Annotated in this window: 23 protein-coding genes and 1 riboswitch; of the genes, 1 reads left to right on the top strand and 22 read right to left on the bottom strand. The window is 28.0% G+C overall.

Annotation, left to right across the window (positions count from 1 at the left end; genetic code table 11):
- Positions 1-244 precede the first annotated feature (244 nt).
- Complete coding sequence (locus CM240_RS14300) at positions 245-1,192, bottom strand: Rpn family recombination-promoting nuclease/putative transposase (RefSeq protein ID WP_044040183.1); 948 nt, start codon at positions 1,190-1,192, stop codon at positions 245-247.
- A gap of 307 nt (positions 1,193-1,499) precedes the next feature.
- On the opposite strand from CM240_RS14300, the gene CM240_RS17630 reads away from it, so the two are divergent.
- A complete protein-coding gene (locus tag CM240_RS17630) occupies positions 1,500-1,649 on the top strand; it encodes a hypothetical protein (RefSeq protein WP_156930605.1) in 150 nt (49 codons plus the stop codon).
- 12 nt (positions 1,650-1,661) lie between these two features.
- Here CM240_RS17630 and CM240_RS14295 read toward each other — a convergent pair whose 3' ends face one another.
- The 21 genes from CM240_RS14295 to CM240_RS14195 form a co-directional block, all read right to left on the bottom strand.
- Positions 1,662-2,159: a hypothetical protein gene (locus tag CM240_RS14295; RefSeq protein ID WP_044040182.1), complete on the bottom strand. Its 498-nt coding sequence runs from the start codon at positions 2,157-2,159 to the stop codon at positions 1,662-1,664.
- A 111-nt stretch (positions 2,160-2,270) separates the two neighbouring features.
- Complete coding sequence (locus CM240_RS14290) at positions 2,271-3,443, bottom strand: phosphoribosylaminoimidazolecarboxamide formyltransferase (RefSeq protein ID WP_044040181.1); 1,173 nt, start codon at positions 3,441-3,443, stop codon at positions 2,271-2,273.
- Between the two features lie 37 nt (positions 3,444-3,480).
- Positions 3,481-3,560: riboswitch (ZMP/ZTP riboswitch) on the bottom strand.
- Between the two features lie 47 nt (positions 3,561-3,607).
- The gene (locus CM240_RS14285) at positions 3,608-4,222 is read right to left on the bottom strand and encodes a sugar O-acetyltransferase (RefSeq protein ID WP_044040180.1); all 615 of its coding nucleotides are present in this window, start codon (positions 4,220-4,222) and stop codon (positions 3,608-3,610) included.
- Between the two features lie 12 nt (positions 4,223-4,234).
- Positions 4,235-5,905, bottom strand: coding sequence for a glycoside hydrolase family 13 protein (locus CM240_RS14280; RefSeq protein WP_044040179.1), 1,671 nt, complete (start codon positions 5,903-5,905; stop codon positions 4,235-4,237).
- Between the two features lie 84 nt (positions 5,906-5,989).
- Positions 5,990-6,856 carry a helix-turn-helix domain-containing protein gene (locus CM240_RS14275; RefSeq protein WP_044040178.1) on the bottom strand — a complete coding sequence of 289 codons (867 nt, stop codon included), beginning with the start codon at positions 6,854-6,856 and terminating at the stop codon, positions 5,990-5,992.
- A gap of 246 nt (positions 6,857-7,102) precedes the next feature.
- The gene (hcp, locus tag CM240_RS14270) at positions 7,103-8,740 is read right to left on the bottom strand and encodes a hydroxylamine reductase (protein WP_044040177.1); all 1,638 of its coding nucleotides are present in this window, start codon (positions 8,738-8,740) and stop codon (positions 7,103-7,105) included.
- A gap of 142 nt (positions 8,741-8,882) precedes the next feature.
- A complete protein-coding gene (locus CM240_RS14265) occupies positions 8,883-9,197 on the bottom strand; it encodes a DUF3784 domain-containing protein (RefSeq protein WP_044040176.1) in 315 nt (104 codons plus the stop codon).
- 164 nt (positions 9,198-9,361) lie between these two features.
- Positions 9,362-10,267 (bottom strand): DUF2935 domain-containing protein, encoded by a 906-nt coding sequence (locus CM240_RS14260; RefSeq protein WP_044040175.1) that lies wholly within the window; start codon positions 10,265-10,267, stop codon positions 9,362-9,364.
- A 175-nt stretch (positions 10,268-10,442) separates the two neighbouring features.
- Positions 10,443-12,035, bottom strand: coding sequence for an ABC transporter permease (locus tag CM240_RS14255; RefSeq protein WP_044040174.1), 1,593 nt, complete (start codon positions 12,033-12,035; stop codon positions 10,443-10,445).
- Complete coding sequence (locus tag CM240_RS14250) at positions 12,028-12,741, bottom strand: ABC transporter ATP-binding protein (RefSeq protein WP_044040173.1); 714 nt, start codon at positions 12,739-12,741, stop codon at positions 12,028-12,030. Before CM240_RS14250 ends, CM240_RS14255 begins: the two co-directional genes overlap by 8 nt.
- Before the next feature lie 219 nt (positions 12,742-12,960).
- Complete coding sequence (locus CM240_RS14245; protein ID WP_044040172.1) at positions 12,961-14,019, bottom strand: helix-turn-helix domain-containing protein; 1,059 nt, start codon at positions 14,017-14,019, stop codon at positions 12,961-12,963.
- 211 nt (positions 14,020-14,230) lie between these two features.
- The gene (locus CM240_RS14240; RefSeq protein WP_044040171.1) at positions 14,231-14,743 is read right to left on the bottom strand and encodes a GNAT family N-acetyltransferase; all 513 of its coding nucleotides are present in this window, start codon (positions 14,741-14,743) and stop codon (positions 14,231-14,233) included.
- Between the two features lie 52 nt (positions 14,744-14,795).
- Positions 14,796-15,374, bottom strand: coding sequence for a DJ-1/PfpI family protein (locus CM240_RS14235; protein ID WP_044040170.1), 579 nt, complete (start codon positions 15,372-15,374; stop codon positions 14,796-14,798).
- 279 nt (positions 15,375-15,653) lie between these two features.
- Positions 15,654-16,100, bottom strand: a complete 447-nt coding sequence (locus CM240_RS14230; protein WP_341349779.1) for a SufBD protein — start codon at positions 16,098-16,100, stop codon at positions 15,654-15,656.
- A 27-nt stretch (positions 16,101-16,127) separates the two neighbouring features.
- A complete protein-coding gene (locus CM240_RS14225; RefSeq protein ID WP_044040168.1) occupies positions 16,128-16,832 on the bottom strand; it encodes an alpha/beta hydrolase in 705 nt (234 codons plus the stop codon).
- A 119-nt stretch (positions 16,833-16,951) separates the two neighbouring features.
- Positions 16,952-17,377: a VOC family protein gene (locus tag CM240_RS14220; protein WP_044040167.1), complete on the bottom strand. Its 426-nt coding sequence runs from the start codon at positions 17,375-17,377 to the stop codon at positions 16,952-16,954.
- 139 nt (positions 17,378-17,516) lie between these two features.
- Complete coding sequence (locus CM240_RS14215; RefSeq protein WP_044040166.1) at positions 17,517-17,849, bottom strand: hypothetical protein; 333 nt, start codon at positions 17,847-17,849, stop codon at positions 17,517-17,519.
- A 422-nt stretch (positions 17,850-18,271) separates the two neighbouring features.
- Positions 18,272-19,072, bottom strand: coding sequence for an EFR1 family ferrodoxin (locus tag CM240_RS14210; RefSeq protein ID WP_044040165.1), 801 nt, complete (start codon positions 19,070-19,072; stop codon positions 18,272-18,274).
- Between the two features lie 63 nt (positions 19,073-19,135).
- Positions 19,136-19,543: a MerR family transcriptional regulator gene (locus CM240_RS14205; protein ID WP_051483879.1), complete on the bottom strand. Its 408-nt coding sequence runs from the start codon at positions 19,541-19,543 to the stop codon at positions 19,136-19,138.
- Positions 19,544-19,756: 213 nt separating this feature from the next.
- Positions 19,757-20,437: a Crp/Fnr family transcriptional regulator gene (locus tag CM240_RS14200; RefSeq protein ID WP_044040164.1), complete on the bottom strand. Its 681-nt coding sequence runs from the start codon at positions 20,435-20,437 to the stop codon at positions 19,757-19,759.
- 15 nt (positions 20,438-20,452) lie between these two features.
- Positions 20,453-21,712, bottom strand: a complete 1,260-nt coding sequence (locus CM240_RS14195; RefSeq protein ID WP_044040163.1) for a hypothetical protein — start codon at positions 21,710-21,712, stop codon at positions 20,453-20,455.
- Positions 21,713-21,913: the final 201 nt, after the last annotated feature.

Below are 21,913 nucleotides of genomic sequence, written 5' to 3'. Positions count from 1 at the left end.
CTATATGTGATACATTTGATCCTTTTCCTACAGGATTACCATCTATATCAAAATAATAATCAACTTTTTTAATAATACATTCTGAACGATCCTATTTCCCTCATATATAGGGGTTCGTTATCATAAAAAATCCTTCGATACATTTTGATCACAAAATTTAACAAAGGATTTTTATCTTATATAGTTTTATTATTGTCTTTTTCCCTAATATTACTAAGTTGCATAATTAATATAATAATTAATTTTATTCTAATATTTCTTTTACCTTTTCTTCAGATATTTCACATATCTTTGCAATGTTACTTATAGATTCACCTTTATTAGCAAGCTTAAAGACTTTTTTAGTAAGATTAATACCTTCTTCTCTACCTTCTTCTTTTCCTTCTACCCTACCCTTTTCTTCTAAATATTTTTCTCTTATCTCATCAATACCCATTTTAATAACACCTCCTGCACTATCCTTAATTTCCTTAAACTTATCAGATAAATTGTCATCTTGTATTAAAAATAAATATTCTAAAAAATATGTTAATGCTTTTCTTTGATCTATTGTTTTTACCTTATTGTAATTAACTAGCTCATTAAATAATTCTACCTTTGCTAAGAATATATCATTATCATTTGCATCAGTATATAATAGCCTTTTTGCAATTTTGAAAACTAGTTTTAATGGATTATCATCATTAATATTATTTAAATCTAATTCTTCTACATCCATTGTTCTAAAATTATATACTAAAATATCATCATCTAGATCTGGAATCTTATATACATATCCTTTATCCTTACCAGCAGAACCTTTATAAGTATATATTGCAGAACCTACAATATCAGATTTATCTTTGTACTTATATCTAAATTTGTCCCAAATTCTATAGAAATACCTAAACATTCTTTCAGCAAATATATTTTCATTACTACTATAACTTTGTACCTCTACATGAATAAATAGTATCTTGCTGTCATTATCCTTCATTGTTACTTTTATAATTTTATCAGATATTATCTTTTCAGCTTCTTCCTTACTGAAAATTTCCTTTTGAATTTCTAAAAGTTCATTATCTAATGCTTCACTTTTAATTTCCCAATTTATTTTATTATATATTTCAGGAAATAAAAGCTCTACTATTTCTTCTTCAAAAGCTTCTAATATGGTTTTCCAAGCAGCATCATAGTCGTGTTTCTTTGTCATTTTTTCACCTCCAATACTATTTAACGTATATATAAGTATTTCTATTTATCTGTAAATTTAATGATATTATATCATACAGAAATATTACTTTTAATATATAAATTAAGTCTTCTTAAATATTGTTTTAAGCTCAAAAAATGAATTGCTAGATTTACGACCTTTAGAATATTTCTTAAAGAATATAATTAGTTTACATTTCATAAATAAGATTATGTTAACTAATATGATATTAAAACTTTTTCTCGCACATAAGTTAAAAAAAATCTTACGTCACGTAACTTTTAATTTTTATATTAAGAAGAATTCTATGAAAGAAACAAGAAATCTAAATATAATCTTTTGTCAAAATGGAAAAAGTACTAGACAAAAAGAAAATAACAGGCATTTTCAGCCTGTTATTGGTAAGATTTATTGTATGAAATGCGACACAATACTAATTAAAAAGAATAAATCTTAATTATTTTTCTTTTTATCCCCTCCCATTTTCCCACCTTCCATCTTCTAACAATTCTTTTATTTGCTCCAAATCATAGCAGATGAAAAATTGAAATACTATATCCCTATCTCTGTTAAAGTATGCTAACAATTCTATAAAATCTTGTCTACCATCATTAGTATTCATATCTGCTTTAACTTCTACGCGATATATATTATCTTCCAAATCATCGTTATCAATTTCTTTTGTGTCTACCAATTCCACAACATTAGTTCCATCTTCATATTTATCTGCACATGTTATAATTACAGAATTACTTTTAGAAAAGTCCATGCTTTTTACTTTTTTAACTAGTGCTAAATCGTTAAAAAGATCTGATTTTTTAAAATTAGCATCTATAGCTTCAGTGTTCACAATGTTAGCCGGAAATATGTATCTATCTTCATCTATTTTCACAGCCATAAATTTGTTATATGCTTCTCTTTCTATTTCTTCAATTCTTTTACCATTTAAATCTAATATATTATCCATTAGTAATACCTCAATACATTTTTTGTACATAATATCATGCTAATATATGGTAAGTCAATATTTTTAAATGTGTACTATAATACCTGTATTTTTGTATGCATGACTATATCTTTAATGATGAAATAACCTTACATTTGTAAATGCCATAGCTATATCATATTTATCACAGACTTCAATAACATTATCATCTCTAATTGATCCACCTGTTTCTGCTATATACTTAACGCCACTTTTCCTCGCACGTTCTATGTTATCTCCAAATGGAAAAAATGCATCTGATGCTAATGAAACATCATTTAGATTCTTTAACCATTCTATTTTTTCTTCTCTACTTAACGGTTCTGGTTTACTTGTAAAAATATTCTCCCATACTCCATCACTTAATATATCCATATAATCCTCTGATATATATACATCTATAGCATTATCTCTATCTACTCGCTTAATATTTTCTTTAAAAGGCAAATTTAATACCTTTGGATTTTGTCTTAAAAACCATATATCTGCTTTATTTCCAGCTAATCTTGTACAGTGAATTCTTGATTGTTGTCCTGCCCCTATTCCAATTACTTGTCCATCTTTTGCATAACATACTGAATTAGATTGAGTATATTTTAATGTTATTAATGCAATAATTAAGTCTCTTTTAGCATCCTCTGTTAATGTCTTATTTTTAGTTGGGAAATTACATAGTGTATCCTCAGATATCTTTACATCATTTCTTTTTTGTTCTAAAGTAATCCCATAGACATCCTTTGTCTCTATATCACTTGGTTCATAATTGCTATCAATTTGCATTATAAGATAATTACCTTTTCTCTTCTTTTTCAATATCTCTAAAGCTTCTTCAGAATAAGATGGAGCTATTATCCCATCTGAAACTTCTCTTGATAAAATTTTTGCTGTTTTTTCATCACATTGATCAGATAGTGCTACAAAATCTCCATAGGATGACATTCTATCTGCACCTCTTGCCCTTATATATGCAGTGGCTATATCTGACAAATCATTATCATCAACAAAATATACCTTTTTTAATGTCTCTGATAATGGTATAGCTACAGCTGCTCCGGCAGGACTAACATGTTTAAATGAAGTTGCTGCTGCAAGTCCCGTAGCAACCTTTAATTCCTTTACTAATTGCCATCCATTTAATGCATCCAATAAATTAATATAACCGACATCTCCATTAAGAATTTTTATAGGAAGGTCACCTTCCCTCATATAAATCCTAGCTGGTTTTTGATTTGGATTACATCCATACTTAAGATTCAATTCTTTCATTATTACACCTCTTATAAAACAAAAAAGCCCACCATCTGGACTTTGCCCAGACGGTCGGCTTATAATTTGTTATACTTCATGTGGTTAATTCCACTTCCGTCAGTCATATAACTCTAAGATGAAAATACCACCTAACAATTACCTTGTCAAACATTTTTTAATGACTATTTTTTATTTTGATAGTATTCTTCTCTTTTCTTATTCCAATAAATTTTATCCTCTTCAGTTATTTTTCTTAATACTCTACAAGGGTTTCCAACAGCTATAACATTATCAGGTATATCTTTTGTAATAACAGAACCCGATCCAATTACAACATTATTTCCTATAGTTACTCCAGGATTTATAACAGTATTTCCACCAATCCAAACATTATTTCCTATAGTTATTGGTTTCCCAAATTCCAATAATTCATTTCTAACCTCTGCATCAATTGGATGCCCTGCTGTAAAAACTGATACCCTTGGAGCAAACAAGACATTATTACCTATATTAACATCACATACGTCTAATATTATACAGTCATAATTTGAATAGAAATTATCCCCTATAGATATATTGCTACCATAGTCACATCTAAATGGAGGCTCTATATATATGTTTTTTCCTACAGATTTAAAAAGCTGTTTCAATAAATCTGTTCTATATTCTAAATCCTCTTCATTAGAATTATTAAATAAGCGAGTTAATCTTCTAGATTTCCTACTATCTTTGAATAATTCATCATCAAGTGCTTTATATAACTCACCTGATAACATTAATTCTTTTTCACTCTTCATCTTTTATTCCTCCTACTTAATTTCTAATACTACGACACCACATGACTCTAACTTAACATTATTATTATTTATTGTTATATTATCCATATTACTCAATAGTATTTTATTTTCTTTATTTTCCAATTTTATTATAGCTTCTTCTTCACCAAAATTAGCTATTACAATCACTGTCTTATTATCTAATTTTCTATAGTAGCTATATATATTATCTTCATCTTCATAAGCTGCAACAAAGTTACCATAAGTCAAAACTTCTTTATATTCTTTAGATTTTCTTAATGATATCAATTTTTTGTAGTAATTTAACACAGAGTTTTCATCATTAAGTTCATCTTCAACATTAATACAGATATAATTTGGATTGACTTTAAGCCATGGTGTTCCAGTAGTAAATCCTGCATTTTCACTATTACTCCATTGCATTGGTGTTCTAGCATTATCTCTACTATGATGATAACATACTTCTAGTGCTTCTTCTTTACTAAAACCTGCCTTCAAAGCATTATCGTATTCGTTTACTGTGCCAATATCATTATACTCTTTAATATTATTCATTCTACAATTTCTCATACCAATTTCTTGCCCTTGATATATAAATGGAATCCCTCTAAGCAATATATTTACTGTTGCCAGCATCTTAATCCCTTTATCATTTTGCCCATAACTAGGTAAATAAGTAGACGCTCCTCTTGGCTCATCATGATTCTCAATAATATTTGCTAAAAATCCAATATCATTACATTTTCTTTGTGCATCAAAAGTTGCTTTTCTATAGTTTTCGAATTCCACAGGTTTACTATCATACCAACCATGCTCTCCATTAGTTAATAAATGAGCTGAAAAATCAAACATTGTTGAAAAATGACCATTTTCACCTATAAACTCTTTTAAAGAATCTTCTTTCATATTAAATACTTCTGCCACAGTAAATGCATCATATTTTTCAAAAGTGTTTTTCTTAAGATCCTCTAAAACTTCTCCTATGCCATAGGTACTGTCTATCATCTTTGTCACTGAAGTTAATCCATCATCTCCATCTGCTGCAAAACTAGGAAATGATAAATCTTTTTTAACATTTATTATTGCATCAACTCTAAATCCAGCTAAACCTTTATCAAGCCACCAATTAATCATTTTATATAATTCATCTTTTACCTTTGGGTTATTCCAATTAAGATCTGGTTGCTCCTTTGCAAATGCATGAAAATAATATAAATCAGTGCCTTTTACTGGTTCCCATACACTACCTCCAAAATATGAACGATAGTTACTTGGCGGATTTCCATCTTTTCCTTTTCTAAAGTAGAAATAATCAGCATATTCACCATATGGATCTTCTAACGCTTTTTGAAACCAGATATGTTTATCAGAACAATGATTAATAACTAAATCCATTACAATATACATATCTCTTTTCTTTACTTCCACAAGCAATTCATCAAATTCCTCCATAGTACCAAACTCTTCTGCTATACTATAATAATCTGATATATCATAACCTTGATCTACAAAAGGTGATTTATATATCGGTGAAATCCATATAATATCTATCCCTAAATCTTTTAAGTAATCTAACTTTTCTATTATTCCTCTAATATCTCCAATACCATCCCCATTAGTATCATTAAAACTCTTTGGATATATTTGATACGCTACTTTATCATGCCACCATTTCTTTTCCATAATAAAACCCCTCCTTATTGTTTATACTTGTATTATATATACATAAGGAATGGATTTCTTATATAATTTTGATAAAAAGTTGTACTATTTTGACTTTCTATATTCTGACGGTGACATATGCTTTTCCTTTTTAAAACGTTTTATAAAATAGCTTATATTATCATAACCACAACTAATAGCTATATCAATAATTTTCATATCACTATTAACTAAAAGTTCCGTAGCCTTACTTATTCTAATATCATTTATATATTCTGTTGGTGTCTTTCCTATAAGCTTTTTAAAATAACGACAAAAATACTGCGGGTTCATAGATACCTGCGATGATAAATCTTCTGTAGAAATCTTTCTACTATAATTATTATGAATAAAAGATAATACCTTTTTAACATTTTCAACCTTATATATATCAGCATCTTCCATATCTTCTGAAGATATAAATCTCTTATTCTCGTAAAGTAAAGCAATAAACTGATAAAAATATCCTTTTACCCTTAAAAATGAAGAAATATCTTTCCCCTTTGATTCTTTTAATATCTTCTTATAAATCCTTTCAGTATCTTTCCATATTTCATCATCTATAAAAATAAACTGTGGAAATTGAATTTTACCTTCTATTAACGGTCTTATGACTTTATATTGTATTCCATCAAAATACTCAAAACTAAGCATTTTAAGATCAAAAACAACAACACTTTCCCTACAGCCTTCTTCTCCTACAATTGAGTGAATATCTCCAGAGCTTATAAATACAAAGGCTGGTGCTAAAACTTTATATTCTTTCATGTTTATATGAATAGTAAATTTGCCTCTTTTTAAGTAAATTAATTCAGTCTCATCATGCCAATGAAGATTAACAATAAATTTTTTATCGCTATTCCATCTGTAAGTAGCTAATGGAAAACTTACATTCCCATGAGCTATATCTTCTTTAAGTTCTTCTTTCCCCATATTTCTTCTCCTCTACTACATATACTGATTATACAACAATCTCTAGAAATTATCATAAAAAAAAGAATAGCCCATTTCTAGAGGACCATTCTTTTATATGTTTAAAAAGGAAAATGATTTGAAAAAAACTAACTATTATCATTAACTACAATTATAATATATCAATTAATTGTGTCAGTATTATGGCAAAATTAGAAAGTATTTATGAATACGTATTAAAAAATTAATAGCAACTCTTTATACTTCTTATTCCATAAACATCTTAAGATCATCTTCTACATTTGTTATTCCACCGATACCAAAGTTTTCAACTAAAACCTTAGCCACATTTGGTGATAAGAATGCTGGTAGAGTTGGCCCTAAGTGAATATTTTTAACACCAAGATATAATAATGATAATAAAACTATTACAGCTTTTTGTTCATACCATGCAATATTAAATGCTATTGGCAATTCATTTATATCTTCAAGTTCGAATACTTCCTTAAGCTTTAATGCTATTAATGCTAATGAATATGAGTCATTACATTGCCCTGCATCTAATACTCTTGGAATTCCACCAATATCTCCTAAATCAAGCTTATTATATTTATATTTTGCACAACCTGCTGTAAGAATCACAGTATCCATTGGTAATGCTTTTGCAAAGTCAGTATAATATTCTCTTGATTTTGCTCTGCCATCACATCCTGCCATTACAAAAAACTTCTTAATAGCACCAGATTTAACAGCATCAACTATCTTATCTGCAAGAGCCATAACTTGATTATGTGCAAATCCTCCAATTATTTCTCCTTCTTCTATAGCTGTTGGAGTTTGGCATCTCTTTGCAATTTCAATTATTTCTGAAAAGTCTTTTTTACCTTCTGCATTAGCCTCTATATGCTTACATCCTGGATATCCAGCAGCACCAGTAGTGAACATTCTCTCTTTGTAACTATCTTTAGGTGGTACAATACAATTTGTAGTCATAAGTATAGCACCATTAAAGCTTTCAAATTCTTCTTTTTGTTTCCACCAAGCATTACCATAGTTACCTACAAAGTGTGAATACTTCTTGAATGCAGGATAATAATGAGCTGGTAACATTTCTGAGTGAGTATAAACATCTACCCCTGTTCCTTCAGTTTGTTCTAATAATTGTTCTAAGTCTCTTAAATCATGACCTGATACTAATATACCTGGTTTACTTCCAACACCGATATTTACTTTTGTCATTTCTGGATGTCCATAAGTTTCAGTGTTCGCCTTATCTAAGATTGCCATACCATCAACACCAACTTTACCAGTTTCTAATGTTAATGCAATATATTCTTCAACTGTTAAATTATCATTTGTTGTAGCTGCTAAAGCTTTTTGCATAAATGCGCATATTTCTTCATCATTATATCCTAATGCATTAGCATGCTTCATATATGCTGATAATCCTTTAATACCATAAGTTATTAATTCTCTAAGACTTCTTATATCTTCATTTTCAGTAGCAAGAACTCCTACTGTTTTGGATTTTTCATCCATTTCTGCTTCTGATAAAGTTGTCCATAAAGCAGCCTCACTTAAAGAAGATTTATCACATATTTTTGCTAATAATTCTTCTTTTTTTACTAAAGTTTCTTTAACTCTATCATAAAAAATATCATCATCAAAATTAGCATTTGTAATTGTTGTAAATAAGTTCATAGTAACTAGTGAATTGATTTCATTTGAAACTACTATTCCTTCTTCTCTAGCTTTTGTTGCAACTTCAGAAAGTCCTCTTGTTGTATATATTAATAAGTCTTGAATTTTTGCAAGCTCTGGTGTTTTTCCACATACCCCTCTAACTGTACATCCAGAGCAACCTGCAGTTTCTTGACATTGATAACAAAACATAAGTTTATCCATACTTGTTTCCTCCAAGTTTCTAATTTTATACTATGTTCACATTATATATGGAGGCATAAAGAAAGTCCGTAACATATGTTACGGACTTTTATTTCTTTATACAATTGTTGATATGCAACATAAAATAAGGTAGTCATCTAGCTTATTTTTTACTTTTAAACCTATTTCCTGTATTTGAATATATTACTGCAAATATTACTGAACCAATTATTATTGTGACACCAATATTAAGCAATATCTTCATCATCAATATATCACTTAAAACAAATAATGATATAGAAAAAGCAATTACAAACATAAGTTTTCCCATGAATTTACACATAGCTTTTACATCATATTTTTCTTTTTCTTCTTTACTCATTGTATTAAATCCTGCTATCAAAAATGACCCTTTACCTAAAGATAACATTGTCCCAATAAGTACAAATAAAGAAATCATTAATATCTTACCAACCATAAAATCACCTCACAATAAATTATATTTCACTATATAGTTTTATATAACTTATTATAACTTATTTTATATCATATTCCAATCATTTTGAAATATTGTAAGTTTAATTTTCTTATTTTGTATCCCTCTATTTTAATATCAATAACATCCATAGATACTTATTTAAACTATTTCTGCTCCAATAATCTAATATAATGATTTGCTTCTCTTAATACATGGTCTGCTAACAATGGAACTATTAAACTACGAATTGTGCAATCATTAATTCCCTTTGTACCAGCTAATTTAAAATCACGATACTTTATAGTCTCTTCAATTGTCTTATCTGTAACACTGCTAATCGTCCTATCTGTCATATTCCTAGCATCACACAATAACTTAGCATATTGTTGTGCAAAATTATCAGCAGTCATAATCAAATCATTTTCTGTCGGATCCAACAATCCTCGAATAAACAAAGCGTGTTCCATCATGATTTGATTCCAAAATAACTCGATTTCCCTCAAATCTTCCTGGTTACACCTGTTCCCCTCTTCTAAGTTCATAATATATTTTTGATACAATTTTGCTTCACGGATAATGTGCTCTATTAATAATGGATAATTCATTGTAAACATCTTACATTGCAATACATTCTCTAATGTCTGCTCTTTAAAGGAAATTAATCCTTCCAGCAATTCTAAACAACGTTGATTAATTCGTTCTACTCTTTTTACCAATCCACTATCGATTTTACTTCTTTGGTACCCACTCTTTTCCCATAACTTCGCTTCGAGCTTAGTTATATTTTCATCAATCTTACTTCCTGTAAGATGGCTTGTTTTTACTTCAGAAGGAAGGGTATATTCCGTTATTACCTCACCTGCTTTAAATATCGTGTCATCTACAATACCTTCACTACAGCTGATTACATCATACAATAATTTTTCAAATGCTTTTTTAAATTTATTTGCTTCTTTTATATAATTACAATTAGCTTGTGTATATCCCACTTCTAAAAAAAATGAATGTTCTTTCATGATTCTTCCAAAAAATAAATGTAGTTCTAAAGATGATTTTACATAATAATTCATAATTACTCCTTATTTAATATAATCATTCTTTATAGCATATGCATATAATTACCTTTTGTTATCAAGTTTCTATTAATTTTTTCCCCTGAAATGGATATGCGAAATAGAGGTAGACCCCCTTACTAAGTCCATTCTTTAAGCTAATAGTTTCATTAACTACGACTTTATCATTTTATTATCTTTCTCCAATATAACGTAGATCTATCCTATTATTTCGTTTATACAAATACATAGTAATACCTGCTATTATCCCAGTAATTATTGAGATAATCAACTGCTTATTAACGCCCTTAAAAACTACAATGATAACAATAGGAGCAATAAAACTAATGCCCCCTATTATCATACCTACTAAGGTAGCGATACTTTGTTTTACAACAACAACCTCATTATTCCAATTAAATTGAGGTAGTTTTGCATTAATAGTTATTCCTACCACAGCTGCGAATATACAATATACTATTGGTGTTACATAAAGTAATATATACCCAACCATATTAAAATCTATTGTTAATGCAACTATTGTCGACGTAATAATACTAGTTGGAATTGATAATGTGAGATTCACTAAAATCTTACTATCAAATATTAATTTTGTTGGCACTGGCATCGTCAATGGAATCCACCATTGTTTTCCTTCTAAAGAAATAGAGCAAACCGTTGTAGAAGTTATAGAAATCATTGCTGCAATTACTAATGGTTCAAACTGTCCAATTATATCTGAAACATTTGGTAATTGTAATATTTCTGCAATTCGATCCTTTCCCAGTATCAACAAAGCAATGCTGGCAACTAATAACATAATATATCCAATTCCAGTATTCATTACATAAATAGATGAAGAAAAATATCTCCTTATTTCTTTTTTATATAATGCTTTTAAAGGAGATGAAGTTAATGCTTCCTTTAAAATATAATTACTTTTTGTTCTATGAGATTGTAAAGCTGTCATAATCCATGAATATTTCCATGCAACAATAGCTATAAACACTATAAATACTCCAAGTGAAATTCCAATAAATTTAACAAAAGCTATAAAGTCGCTATATACTATTGCTTTTGTAAAAATACTAGCTACTGGATATACCTGATTAATTTGTTCTGACATAATCTTAGAAATATCCCTAATTTGCTGTGGCTCACTATTCTTAGTAAAAAACGAAAGCCCAAATACAGCAATAATCAGTGCGATTGATAATAAAACACTTACTATATTTTTATGCTTTATTCGTGCAGATACTGCAGTGATTAACACACCTATTGTTGATGCTATTGTCATTGGGATTAATGGAATAGCTACTATACTTATAAATATATATAGATAAAATATTGGTGATGGATTAGCAAAGATTATATAAACAACTACACTAGGTAACATTGTCAGTAATGTAAATACAAGATTTCCTATATACATAGATAAAAATCTACTTGCAATGATTGTACTCCTCCTTATTGGAAATGACATTAACATATCATAATCCTTTGTTCCAAATAATACACCACTTGCCTTAAATATAGTGAATACTAATATTATTATACTTGTATTGGCAAGGATACTTGCTGGAATTAACTCTGTTAACTGTAATATTGCTAAGGAATAAGCTGAACTAGCACAAAATCCTATCAATACAACTGCTAAAATAATAAAAGTAACTCCAAGGAGAATTCCATTGTTTCTTCTTTTCTTGTCTTTAGTGTATCGAAGTTCATTAAAATTGAAAAAATCAAGCAACTGTACTGATAATAATCTTATACAATCTTTAAACATCTTTGGCGACCTCCATAAACACTTCTTCTAATGAACTATTCTTCACTACATCTGCTGTTTTTCCTGCAACTATTAATTTTCCACCTTTAATAATTGCAACTTTATTACATAACTTTTCTGCTACATCCAGTACATGAGTAGAAAAGAAAATTGCACTACCCTCACTGCATAACTCTTTCATAAAATTCTTTAACAACAATGAAGCTTTGGGATCTAATCCTACAAAAGGTTCATCTAATATTAATAACTTTGGTTTATGAATTAATGCTGAAATAATAGCTAACTTTTGCTTCATACCATGAGAATAAGAAGAAATCAAATCTCCTAAACTACTAGTTAATTCAAAAGCATCTGCATATTTTTTTATTCTCTCTTCCCTATCTTTCTTATTAACACGAAATATATCTGCAGTAAAACTCAAAAACTGAATTCCTGTTAAGTGCTCATATAAATCTGGATTATCTGGAATATATGCAATCTTTGATTTACAAAGAATCGGTTCCTCTTTAATAGAATGTCCATCAATAAATATTTCCCCTTCTTCAAAATCTAATATCCCTACAACGGATTTAATAGTTGTTGTCTTTCCTGCACCATTATGTCCAATAAATCCATAAATATCACCTGATTCAATCTCTATATTCAAATTAGATACAGCTGTTTTACCACCCTTATAGATCTTAGTTAAATCTTTAATTTGTAGCATATGTTTCACCTTCCTCTTGCTTATATCCTACTATCTAAATCATAAGTTTTATTAAAAAAAACATTAAGAAAGTATTAAGTTTATTATTTTATCCTTATATTCTTTTATGATTCGTTTTTATAACTACAATTTAAAACGGAAATAGTTCACAATAAGATAAAAGCTATTTAAAAATATTTTCACTAATATCTTTAAATAGCTTACTTTAATATTATACATTTAACACATTGATCGATACTTTTCCAGCAATTGTTTAAACTCTGGGACATGACGCAAGAAATCATAACTTGCACTATTTTCTAATTCTTGAAGTAAAACTGGAATCATTTGCTCTCCTAAATTAGTTTCTGTTGGTTTCTGTTGAATATGTCTACAAATTGGTGATTTTTTCATATCCCAAGGAATCAATAATGCAGAAATCATAGCTTGCAATACTTCTAAAGTTTCATCTATATCTTCATTTAAAACTGCATTTTCTAGTGGAACAAGAAAAGATGAATATTCCCATAATCCAAACATTTCTGCTACTTTTTTACCACACTTAGCAAGATAATTACCGTTCTCCTTATCCCCTTCCTGAATTGCTATGTTAACCAAGTTTGTTAAGATAATTTGTATATCTTGAATATTTGCTAATAATTTATATTCATATATTTTAGCTGCTTCTTCTATTTTTCCTTCTTTTAAGTAAAGACTTCCTTGTAAATTTCTCTTATCTAGAGCATTATATTTTGGTAATTGATCCAAAAGCTCTTGTGCCTTAGTGTATTCATCATTATTTATTAACCTTGATGCAATCATATACTTAGCATTATCAGAATACTTGGAATCTCCACTTTCAGCAATCCGTTCATACAATGAATTAATTTGTTCATCATAGAATTCTTTTTCCTCACTACTTATTTCTGTCATAATCAAACACCCCTGTAATACCAACGTAAGAGAGTTAATTAATTCTATACTTGATGGATATTCTCGTATCTTTTCCATTGCTATATCAAAAGCTAACTTGAAACCCTTCTTTCGGAAAATCTCAGTAACTCTATTTATAAATAACCCAATTTCTTTTTCTGAAAGTTCTTCTTCATAACAAAGTAATGTATTTAAATCTGTTTTTAATAATCTAGCTAATGCCGGTAAAAGTGTTATATCAGGGTAAGTTAAACCAGCTTCCCATTTATTCACTGCCGGAGTAGAAACTCCAAGATAATCTGCAATCTGTTTTTGTGTTAAGCCAAGTTCTTTTCTTTTTTCTCTAATAGTTGTATTCATGGGCATTTAGAATCATCCTCTCAAAAGTATATTAGAAAAGCTTTCCTTTGTATAATTTTATCAAAGCAATTACTCCTTCACAATTGAGAGATAGTTAAATATTATGTAATATAATTAACTTTAGGTTAATAGTCAAAATTCACATAATTAATTCTTATTTATCTTTAAACATATTACCCGATAATTTATAGTTCTATCTTAGAAATTGGATTTTATATCATATTGACGTTTCTATTTCAAATCCAAATTCATGTAATACAAGATCATCGTCAATTATTTCATCATAGATTCCATCAACTCTTTTAAATCCATTTTTTATATAAAGATTTATCGCAGGTTCATTTATATCCACAACAAAAAGCCTTAAATATTTAGCCCCATTACTTCTTGCAAGAGTAATTGCCTTATTAAGCATTAAACTGCCAATTCCTTTTCTCAAATAATTGACATTAACTCCAAACCTATCAATATATACTGCTTTATCATACTTGTTTTCCCATTTAACGTACTCCGCTCCTGCATTTGAATTACATAAAGCAAAAGCGGAAACTATCTCATTGTTTTCCTCTAAAACATAAAGACGATTATTTGCAATATCATCACCAAAAAACTCGCATGGATAAATTTCATCCCAAATCTGGATATTGTCTTTATTCATATTGTCAATTATTTTTTCATATACAGCCTTAAGCTGTGGCAAATCATCCATGTTAGCCATTCTTAAATTCATATTAACACCTCTGCAAATTCCTATTTATCCATTACTCAATATTAATAACTTATTAATATCCCATTGCTTCTTTTACAAGTTTCATTTTTTCTTCTGATGTAAGCATTTCAAGTAATCTAAAAGCCACATCTGGTACTGTCTGAGGACAATAAGATGTTATAATATTTCTATCTACTACGATAGGTTCATTAATAACATTAACTCCAAATTTAGCTAATTCTTTTTGTTTATAACCACCTCTTAGATGATATGTAGTAGCATTTCTTCCTTTAAGAACTCCACTTTTAGCTAATGAGAAAGCTGCAACACAAACTGTAGCTATTGGCTTATTTAGGCTATCAAAGTCCCTAATTAATTTCAGTGTTTTCTCATCATAAGCTTCATCATAAAAACCATACTCTTCGAAACCTCCTGGAATAGCTAATGCATCATATTCTTCAGGACGAATATCATCAATAAGTCTATCAACAGTAATTGGTATTCCAAATGTACTAGTTACTATCTTATTAAAACCACATGTTTCTACTTCAATATCACACTGAAAGTCGTCGTGAGCCCATCCCATTACATCAACAAATACACTAAACTCCATTGTTTCAAAAGCCTTTGCACATAAAAGTAAAATCTTCATAATACACTCCTTTTTATTACAAATTCTATATACCATTTTAACAATTCTGTAATATTATATATGTTGATTGTACACTATAATTTTATCTATTACTATAATAGAAAAAAAGAACGATCTCTAATAAAGACCATTCTTTCGACAAAAAGACTATTTAACTGCAATCATTTCATGATAAGTTTGCTATTCCGCTTGTTCATATTCATAATTTCCACTTTCACTTCTATATCATTAACATCTATGTAATGACGCGGTATATCACATATTATACTCATTTAATACCTATAATCCACTAATAATATCCAAGGACTTTTGAATATCTTTTACAACTAATGGCTGCATACTTTCTTTATATTTTTGCGGATTCGCTTTATAAAGTGCACTTATAACATCTTCCTTTAAGTCTGGCTTATATTTTACCATCAGTGGTAATGATTTGATACATTGCCTTGCTGTAATAGGTTTGTCATCCATAATATGTTTTAAATATTTATCTATAATCTCATCAATCTTATAATCAATATCCCACTTTGCATTGGCAGCTATAAGAATAATACCCCTTGTTCTTATATAGGAGTTTACATTATCCAACATCTTTACAAAAGTTTCGAAAAATTTATAGACAATATCAGAATCATTACTCTCAATTTCAAGTTGTTTTAAGCATTGATACGCCTGCTTATCATCACTGCTCATTAAGCCATTAACTAAACTCTGAATATCTTGCACCCTCATTCACCTCACAAAATATAATCACTAATTAATATGATTACTTAACCAATATCTAAATGCATTTAATTGTTCTTCTGTATGAAAATAATGCTCTCCTACCTCCACAATTTCTAAATTACAATGAAACTTTTGAACAAAATTATTAATCATTTCAATTTCACATAAATTATCCTTCGCCCCATACATAATACATGTATCAATATTCCACATGTCAATAGGATGCTCTTTTACATAACATAAGTAATCCCAATATAATTTCTCACCAACTGGCGTCTCTATCATAATTTCTTCCTTTAAACGTTCTGGTGTTACATTAAACCATTTCATCATGTTTTCAATAATTCTTTCCATATTAACTACCGGAGACAAAAATAATGCTTTTTTTATAATATCATTTTGATAAGCTAGAAGACTAAAATAAGCTCCCATACTACAAGCAAATAAACTTATCTCCTTCCAATGTTCTTTTGCATACTTCCCAATTATAGTTAAATCCTCAACGCAAAATTGTACCTTACAAGGAGTACTATCACTTTTTCTTTCTCCATGTTCTGGTAAATCAAAACTTAGTACTTGATACCCCTTTTTTACAGCTTCTTCAGCTAAAATTTTAATCACTGTATCTTCCTTATTTGACATATTTCCATGTACTGCAATAAAAAGTTTTTCACTCTTGTCTCCCCATAAAACTACGGGAATATTATTAATCTTAAATTTATCTTTAATCATATCTTCTCCCTATTTATATATGTGAAATCTCCATAATCTCATTCATCTTATTACGCTATATTTCTATACAAATACTTTTTTCTAATGTAATCTACTTATTATAATTTATCAAAGCATTGTTATCTTTCTGTTTGCTCGGTCATTAATCCCCATCTAAATCCAAATTTATCTATAAAGACAACTCTACATGAACTATATGTAGTACTGTCAAGAGGATATATTGTTGTACTATTTTCTTTTAAGACATCATATGCTTTTTGCACTTCTTCCTTAGTATCAAATATTACTGTAAGAAATGTTGCATAACTGGTCATAAATGGAACATCAATATTATCACTCAACATAATCCTCTGATTTCCAATCAAAAGTTCTGAGTGATAAACATATTTCTTCTGTTCTTCTGTGAGCTCCCAATGATAGTCCCTCTTGTCAGCATCTGAATATCTGAGCATACATAAAAGTTTAGCATCAAATGCCTTTTGATATAATTTCAATGCTTCTTCGCATTTCCCTGAAAAATTAAAAGTTGGTATCAATATTGGCACTTTCTTATACCTCCATAAATTCTGTTTTTGTTAAATTATAGCATATAAATTTGAAAACATTAACTTTTTATGGAAAATTATTTAATCTAATACTCACTTTAATGAAGAATGTTAAAAAATTTCCTCTATAAATTAAAATTTATCCCAATAATGTTTCTTTAAATATCAATGTCAAAATATCCTTTGGTATATTCTGATTGATATAAATTTGTAGCATACCTTTAGGAGTTATCTTAAATTCTTTCAATTCTGCTCTATATTGTACTACTGCTTTTGCTTCAACATTTATGTGATCTTTAAATGGAATAATTCTTATAAATCTATCTTCAATATAATAACTAGGCAATTTTGCCCATAGTTTTTCATCTACTGTTTGAGAAACACTATCAACAACCAACTTTCTCAAATCTGTAAAGAGTTGTATTATTTCATTAGAATATTTATTAATATAGCTCTGAATATCTTCATTCATACATTTATTCCCCCAAATTCATATTTACACATTTTTCTCCAACCCAGTCACCTTTCCATCAATCGCTATCTATTGTTAAATTATAACACATGAGCTTGAAATTATTTTCTTTTTCTATTTATTCTTATATAAAATTTATTACATTGCCTCACGTAAGGCTATTATTTTTCTATAGTTACGTCACGTACATTTTAATTTCAAAAATAATAAAAAAGAAATGATTCTAAAACCATCTCTTTTATTACGAAATTATATTTTACTTCTCTCACTGTTGCTTAATGATATATAGGTTTATTATCCTAGTAATGGTATTTTACATAAAGTTTACGATATATTTTCTTATGATTTACTTTTATCTGCAACAATGTTTTAATATCCTCTAAATGTTCATCAATCAATTCTCTATTTTGAACCTATTAACATTAATTGGCTGAATTATCTAAAAGCACTTTCAAATAATCCACATTAGGATTTGTATATCTCTTTTTCTTAGATGTTTTTTTACCATATTGTATTGCCTTTCTTGGACAATACTGTATACACGCCATACATTGTTCACATTTTTCTAACCATCTTAATGTACCACTTTCAACATTAATATTTTTAACAGGGCAAATCTTTATGCAAATTCCACAATTATCACACTTATCGTCAACTCTAAAGTTCACATCATAGCCTGATAATTTTTCAATCCGCTTCTCCAAAAAATTAGAAAATGGTCTGTCAATTATATATGGACTTTTTTCATATTGCAAAACCTTTTTAGATATAATTAACTCTGTGACTTCTTCTATTTTTTTATCGGCCCTTTTAAAGTTTCTTATCTGTACACTGCTTCTCCTAGCACCATTTCGAGGAAGATAATTTCCTGGCATATTCACTAAAAATCCTGATCCTAAAGTTCCCTCTTTCTCCTTCAATATTCTCTCTAAAATCTTAAATGGATTCCCTGGCATTCCCCCATAAGTGGATAATGCAAATATATATGGCTCATTGTAAAACTTCATTTTACTAATTATTCCATTCACTATTTTAGGAATTCCACCATAATATATTGGGAAAGCAATACCAATAGTTTCACATTTAATTTCTAATTCCTCTTCTTCAATTAAAGATGCAATATTAATAAGTTTTAAATTACATCTCTTTGCTAATTTACTAGCTACATCATAAGTATTTCCTGTTCCTGAAAAATATAATATACTATTTCTTTTAATAATCATAGTTTCAACTCCCTTACAATTGATAAATTTAGTATAAGGGATGTACTATAGTACAATGTCAAGCTAAAGATTTACTATTTCTTCTTTTGACTTTCCAAAATAGCAAGCATTTTTGTTTATAAGAACATTATTCTTAACTTTAATTAATACCTTTTTTATAATCTTTAATTCATCTATCTTTTTATCAATTTCATCAACTTTATCATCCACTATCTCTATTATTTCATCTTGTTTTAGACCACTACTCTTAGGAAATACTTTTTTCAGTAAAATCGCTATTTCCTTAAGAGTAAAATAATATTCTTTTGCCATTAAAATAAACTTAATTCTCTCTATATCATCATCTGTGTATATTCTATATCCATTACTATCTTTCTTTATCTCTTCTAATAATCCTATTTTTTCATAATACCGTATAGTTTCTTTATTTATTTTAAGTTCTTTAACTATGTGTCCAATATTGTACTCCATAAACCTCACCTTTTATAAAAATAATATTATTGGATCCTGCTCTGACTTTAATTGTAACATATTTTGTAAACACAACATCATTCCAGTATTCTTTTCCCATGCCACAAATAGAAATTATAACTTATTCAAAGAAAAAGGTACTGAAAAGTTTAAGTTTTTAGTACCTTTATATTTTTTCAACATTATACTGCATTAAATAATTTTTCTTTTGGATTAATCTAATAAAATTTCCTCTAACTTATCTAAATGAAGTATCTTTATAGTTTTTCTATCAAAACTAATAAGTCCCATATCTCTTAAGTTTATTAATTCTCTAGAAAATGACGGTCTAGGTATACCTAGTAATGCTGCTATATTTTCTTTATTTCCACTAAGATATATCTCGTTACTATTTTGTCTTTTTCTTTCTTCTAAAATATAATCAACTATTTTATGCTTTATGCTCTTAAACGATAGTATTTTTATTTTAGAATTTAACATAATAACCTTGTCACTGAGAAGAGACATAAAATTTTCTAATATTTTTTCATATTTACTACAAAGTTTTATCATATCAACTTTAGTAATATAAAAAATTTCTGTATCTTCTAAAGCTACTACTGTAGCAGGATAATTATGATTTTTAGAAAAAATTAATGCCTCTCCAAAAACTTCTCCTACTCCAAATTTATTTAATATAATTTCTTTTCCACAACTATATATTCTTTTGATTTCTATTTTACCACTAAGTATAAAACCAAGAGCATTACAATTATCTTCTTCTTGAGCAATAATTTGACCTGCATTATATTTATTTATATAGTAGTCTACTTCAGAAATTATATCTTCTATTATCTTACTATCAATTTCATTAAAAATTTCATTCTTCACTAGTTTATCAATTAACTTATCCATTATTTTATCTCCACTTTAATATATATAACTGTTTAATAACTCCGTAAATACCATTGATCCTTTATAATTAAGATGTCCAAAATCATAATAATATTCTCGGTTTGCAGATATATCTTCGCAATCCTTAAAATCTAAAATTTCGAATTTATATTTTTCTCTAAACTTTGATAAGATATCGTAAAACTTTGGTTTCCACTCTAAATCTTCTTTTTGTACTTTTATTTCTCTTTCTATATATTGCGGAATTAAAACTAGATACACTTTCATATCTTTATTTAGTTCAAATATTGTCTCTAACAGTTCATTGAATATTTCGATATTTTCTTTCACAGTTTCACTAAACATATTAACAGCAATACTATTCGGCATATATTCAGATTTTAACTTTTCAATTTCCTCATCAGTAATTATTCTTTCTCTTTCAATTCTAGTAGAAAAATCACTTACATATCTATCATATATACCCATTCTTTTAAAATCTTCATTTACATCTACATTATCCATATCAAACAAAGAATTATAAATATCTTTCTTTTCTTTTACATCTTTTCTTGAATACTTCTCTATACCTTCCTTCTCATATCGCGCTTGTATTTTTGCTAACTCTTCTGAAATAGTACCATCAAAGTTCTTATTTTTAGCAAAATTATGACTTTCATCATCTCTATAGCCACTTAATTCATAATATAACACAGCATTTTTAGTCAATGATATATCATAATTAAAATATATATATGTAAACATATCTATTACAACATATTGCAATTTCTCTATTTTATCTTTGTAATTTTTAATTAAATGTTTCAACTGCTTTAAATTATAATATAAATCCTGAGAAGGTATCGCTAAATTACAAAAGTTTTTTTGCAGATATTTAGGATTAATACCACACAATCCATGACTAATTCCTAATATAATTCCATCTAGTGGCTTATTAACATTAGACATTATCCTATCTATCTTTTTTAATGGAATATCTAGTCTATAACTATAACAGTCCATATATATATCAAAAAAATTAACTATTTTATTACTTTCAATACCTAACTTTAGTAAATCCTCATATGCTTTCTTTCTTTCTCCCACAGACTCAATAGCTATAACAATATAATCAAATTTCAAATCATTAATAGAATCTTTCATATAAACATCTACTTCATTATATTCTTTCCCTTTGAAAAATTCATCGACATAGCCTACAATCTTATGATTCTTTTTTAAATATTTTTCTACGATTAAATGACCTTTTTCTAATCCGTACAATAATATTTTCATCCTTAATCACCTCTAAAAAATATAATTACAATTATAATTATAATACATTTATTACTGTTTTTGACTAATTTTTTTAATAAATATACTAAATGTAACAAAAAATATTAAAAATAGTAATTTTACAAACTACTAATATTAAAAAATAAGGCTGTTATAAAACAATTAATTGTTTTATAACAGCCTTTACCGCAACCATTATAT

Source organism: Clostridium bornimense (assembly GCF_000577895.1).
GTDB lineage: Bacteria > Bacillota > Clostridia > Clostridiales > Clostridiaceae > Clostridium_AN > Clostridium_AN bornimense.
The sequence above is the reverse complement of the archived record's forward strand: the minus strand, read 5'-3'. Positions and strand labels throughout refer to the sequence as shown.

Bases quoted from the DNA above. Each gene is read 5' to 3' on its own strand.
- CM240_RS14300 (WP_044040183.1), bottom strand. From the start codon at position 1,192: ATGACAAAGAAACACGACTATGATGCTGCTTGGAAAACCATATTAGAA.
- CM240_RS17630 (WP_156930605.1), top strand. From the start codon at position 1,500: ATGAAAGAAACAAGAAATCTAAATATAATCTTTTGTCAAAATGGAAAA.
- CM240_RS14295 (WP_044040182.1), bottom strand. From the start codon at position 2,159: ATGGATAATATATTAGATTTAAATGGTAAAAGAATTGAAGAAATAGAA.
- CM240_RS14290 (WP_044040181.1), bottom strand. From the start codon at position 3,443: ATGAAAGAATTGAATCTTAAGTATGGATGTAATCCAAATCAAAAACCA.
- CM240_RS14285 (WP_044040180.1), bottom strand. From the start codon at position 4,222: ATGAAGAGTGAAAAAGAATTAATGTTATCAGGTGAGTTATATAAAGCA.
- CM240_RS14280 (WP_044040179.1), bottom strand. From the start codon at position 5,905: ATGGAAAAGAAATGGTGGCATGATAAAGTAGCGTATCAAATATATCCA.
- CM240_RS14275 (WP_044040178.1), bottom strand. From the start codon at position 6,856: ATGGGGAAAGAAGAACTTAAAGAAGATATAGCTCATGGGAATGTAAGT.
- hcp (WP_044040177.1), bottom strand. From the start codon at position 8,740: ATGGATAAACTTATGTTTTGTTATCAATGTCAAGAAACTGCAGGTTGC.
- CM240_RS14265 (WP_044040176.1), bottom strand. From the start codon at position 9,197: ATGGTTGGTAAGATATTAATGATTTCTTTATTTGTACTTATTGGGACA.
- CM240_RS14260 (WP_044040175.1), bottom strand. From the start codon at position 10,267: ATGAATTATTATGTAAAATCATCTTTAGAACTACATTTATTTTTTGGA.
- CM240_RS14255 (WP_044040174.1), bottom strand. From the start codon at position 12,035: ATGTTTAAAGATTGTATAAGATTATTATCAGTACAGTTGCTTGATTTT.
- CM240_RS14250 (WP_044040173.1), bottom strand. From the start codon at position 12,741: ATGCTACAAATTAAAGATTTAACTAAGATCTATAAGGGTGGTAAAACA.
- CM240_RS14245 (WP_044040172.1), bottom strand. From the start codon at position 14,019: ATGCCCATGAATACAACTATTAGAGAAAAAAGAAAAGAACTTGGCTTA.
- CM240_RS14240 (WP_044040171.1), bottom strand. From the start codon at position 14,743: ATGAATTTAAGAATGGCTAACATGGATGATTTGCCACAGCTTAAGGCT.
- CM240_RS14235 (WP_044040170.1), bottom strand. From the start codon at position 15,374: ATGAAGATTTTACTTTTATGTGCAAAGGCTTTTGAAACAATGGAGTTT.
- CM240_RS14225 (WP_044040168.1), bottom strand. From the start codon at position 16,832: ATGATTAAAGATAAATTTAAGATTAATAATATTCCCGTAGTTTTATGG.
- CM240_RS14215 (WP_044040166.1), bottom strand. From the start codon at position 17,849: ATGAATGAAGATATTCAGAGCTATATTAATAAATATTCTAATGAAATA.
- CM240_RS14210 (WP_044040165.1), bottom strand. From the start codon at position 19,072: ATGATTATTAAAAGAAATAGTATATTATATTTTTCAGGAACAGGAAAT.
- CM240_RS14205 (WP_051483879.1), bottom strand. From the start codon at position 19,543: ATGGAGTACAATATTGGACACATAGTTAAAGAACTTAAAATAAATAAA.
- CM240_RS14200 (WP_044040164.1), bottom strand. From the start codon at position 20,437: ATGGATAAGTTAATTGATAAACTAGTGAAGAATGAAATTTTTAATGAA.
- CM240_RS14195 (WP_044040163.1), bottom strand. From the start codon at position 21,712: ATGAAAATATTATTGTACGGATTAGAAAAAGGTCATTTAATCGTAGAA.